General features: G+C 51.7%; 2 protein-coding genes and 1 pseudogene. All 3 read left to right on the top strand.

What is annotated here, in order from left to right; translation table 11 throughout:
• Nucleotides 1-22 precede the first annotated feature (22 nt).
• On the top strand, nucleotides 23-1114 hold the full coding sequence (locus tag ABYW01_RS18405) for a flagellar basal body P-ring protein FlgI (RefSeq protein WP_372835659.1): 1092 nt from the start codon (nucleotides 23-25) through the stop codon (nucleotides 1112-1114).
• Nucleotides 1115-1116: 2 nt separating this feature from the next.
• Nucleotides 1117-2217 carry a flagellar assembly peptidoglycan hydrolase FlgJ gene (flgJ, locus tag ABYW01_RS18400; protein ID WP_372835656.1) on the top strand — a complete coding sequence of 367 codons (1101 nt, stop codon included), beginning with the start codon at nucleotides 1117-1119 and terminating at the stop codon, nucleotides 2215-2217.
• 42 nt (nucleotides 2218-2259) lie between these two features.
• Nucleotides 2260-2859, top strand: a pseudogene (locus ABYW01_RS18395) (flagellar hook-associated protein FlgK); the annotation flags it as partial.

The following is a 2859-nucleotide window of genomic DNA, read 5'->3' as shown; positions in this document are numbered from 1 at the left end:
GGCCTTTTTGAGGGGACTTGTGATGAAACGTCTATTCTCGGTTCTGTTACTGCTCAGCGTGGTCTCTCCGCTGGCACAGGCTGATCGTCTGAAGGATATGGTGAGTATTGCCGGTGTGCGTTCCAACCAGCTGGTGGGCTACGGCTTGGTGGTAGGTCTGGATGGTACCGGTGATAAAACCAGCTTTACCTCGCAGACATTTCGTAACATGTTGAACAATTTCGGCTTGGTACTGCCGCCAGGCACCGACCCTAAGTCTAAGAATATTGCGGCTGTCGCCATTCATACCGATCTGCCCGCGTTTTCAAAACCGGGGCAGACCATCGACGTTACGGTATCTGCGCTGGGGAATGCCAAGAGTTTACGTGGTGGGACGTTGTTGATGAGTACCCTGAAAGGTGCTGATGGGCAGGTTTATGCCGTTGCTCAGGGCAATCTGGTCGTATCCGGCTTTGGTGTGCAGGGTGCTGATGGCTCTCGTTTGTCCCTGAATGTTCCAAGCGTTGGTCGTATTCCAAACGGTGCAACCGTAGAGCGCGCGGTACCGAATGCCTTTAGTCAGGGTGACAGTATGGTGCTGAACCTCAACTACCCTGACTTCACCACGGCACGTCGGGTGGCAGAACAGATTAACGGTTTGCTGGGTGATGGTGTAGCCAGCGCCCTGGACGCGACCTCCATCCGCGTACGTGCACCGCGTGATCCGGCTCAGCGTGTATCGTTTGCATCGGTCCTTGAAAATCTGCAGGTCACGCCCGCGAAGGAAGTGGCTAAAGTCATCATTAATTCCCGTACCGGTACGATTGTCATCGGGCAAAACGTACGGGTGTCACCGGTCGCGATTACCCATGGTGGATTGACCGTATCTATCACTGAGGCACAAGACGTTAACCAGCCCAATCCGCTGGCGGGCGGCGATACGGTTGTGACCCCGCGTACTGGGATTGAGGTTGATGCCGGCTCCGGTCATATGTTCGAGTTCTCTCCGGGTACAAATCTGCAGGATATCGTTGAAGCGGTGAATCAGGTCGGTGCGGCGCCGGGCGATTTGATGGCGATTCTTGAAGCGCTGAAGCAGACCGGTGCGCTCAAAGCTGAATTGATAGTGATCTGATTATGAATATTAAACCGACCGGCGGTAGCGGTACTCACAATGCGTTATACACCGAGCTGAACGAGCTGAACAAAATCAGCCGGTTGGCAAAGGATGATAACGAAGCTGCCCTGAAGCAGGTTGCTCAGCAGTTCGAGCAGGTCTTCATGTCCATGCTGATGAAAAGTATGCGTGAAGCTAATCAAAGCTTTGGTGAAGACAATTTTCTCAACAGCAGCCAAACCGAGTTCTACACCGAGATGCTCGACAGCCAGATGACCATGGAGCTTGCGCAGAGTGGTGGTATGGGTTTGGCGGATGTGATCGTGCAGCAGTTGTCGCGTCAGACCGGTTTGCCAACCGATGGCGGTGCGGCTTCTGATGACGAGGATAAGGATCAGAATTTCCAGCTGTCAAAAGCGGAGCGCATGTTAAATCGCGCATTTGATACGACCGGCAACTTGGCCGCGAATACGATGCTAAGCGATGCCGTGGTCAGCCCGGAGCAAAAACCGGAAGTTCCAGCGGCGCTCCGGTCGAGTCTGACGCCGGCGACTCCTGCAGGATCAGTGACAGAAACTATGAATGTTTCTGGCGCGTTAGCGTCCAAAACGACTTATCCACAGCGTTTTGAATCGCCAGAACAGTTTGTCGAAGCACTGATGCCACTGGCGACATCCGTCGCGGAAGAGATTGGTGTTGATCCTAAGGTGTTGCTAGCACAGGCCGCACTTGAAACCGGTTGGGGCAAGCACCTCATTCAGCGCGGTGACGGTGGCAGCAGTCATAACCTGTTTAATATCAAAGCGGATAGTCGCTGGAGCGGTGACAGTGTTGCAACCAATACGCTGGAGTTTCGCGGCGGTGTTGCGCAGCGTGAACGCGCATCGTTTCGAGCATACGAAGATTACGAACAGAGTTTTCGCGACTACATCGACTTTCTGAAAGACAGTCCGCGCTATCAGATGGCGCTGGAGTCAGCAGCCGATCCCTATGCCTATCTGAACCAATTGCAGCAAGCGGGATACGCTACCGATCCGCAATACGCGCAAAAAATCACAACGATTCTGGATGGTGATTTGTTGGCATCAGCTTCTGTTCGCAATGGGCGAGATGAAATATGAAGTTAGTTTGTCTATATCCACAGCACGTTTGGGAGCATGTTTATGTCCAGCTTTAATCTTCTGAACTTAGGGGTTCAAGGGACAACTGCAAATACAACGGCGTTGTCTGTTGTAGGGCAGAATATCACTAATGTAAATACTCCCGGTTATAGCCGTCAGGTTGCAAATCTGACCACTTGGGAAGCCCAAAAAGGCGTCAACGTTAGTGATATTAATCGGGTAACGGATGATTTCTTGTCCCGTCAGGTTTGGGCTGACTCCTCTAGCTTTAATCGTACTGATGCGTTTGCAGGGATGGCATCGCAGTTAGATAACTTGCTTGCATCCGATAGTACAAGTATCTCAACTGCCATCGATCAGTATTTCAATGCATTACAGAACGCAGTTGATGATCCTACATCATTACCTAACCGAGAGTTATTGGTCGCGGAATCTGAAGCATTAGGGCGTCGCTTTAATGACCTTCACTCTGTAGTGATGCGACAGAATGAGTCGATCAATGCCAACTTGGAAAGCTTATCAAGCCAGGTGACCGTCTTAGCCGCGGATATAGCAAACTTGAATGATAAAATTCGCTTAGAAACGGTGGCGGGTAAAGAAGGCAACGAGTTGCGGGACCAGCGAGACCAGCTTGTTGAAGAG

Source organism: Pontibacterium sp., from assembly GCF_041587635.1.
Taxonomy (GTDB): Bacteria; Pseudomonadota; Gammaproteobacteria; order Pseudomonadales; family Balneatricaceae; genus Pontibacterium.
Note: the sequence above shows the minus strand (reverse complement) of the source record. Positions and strands in the feature narration are given on the sequence as shown.

Excerpts from the sequence above, each read along its gene's own strand:
- ABYW01_RS18405 (WP_372835659.1), top strand. The coding sequence starts at position 23 with ATGAAACGTCTATTCTCGGTTCTGTTACTGCTCAGCGTGGTCTCTCCG.
- flgJ (WP_372835656.1), top strand. The coding sequence starts at position 1,117 with ATGAATATTAAACCGACCGGCGGTAGCGGTACTCACAATGCGTTATAC.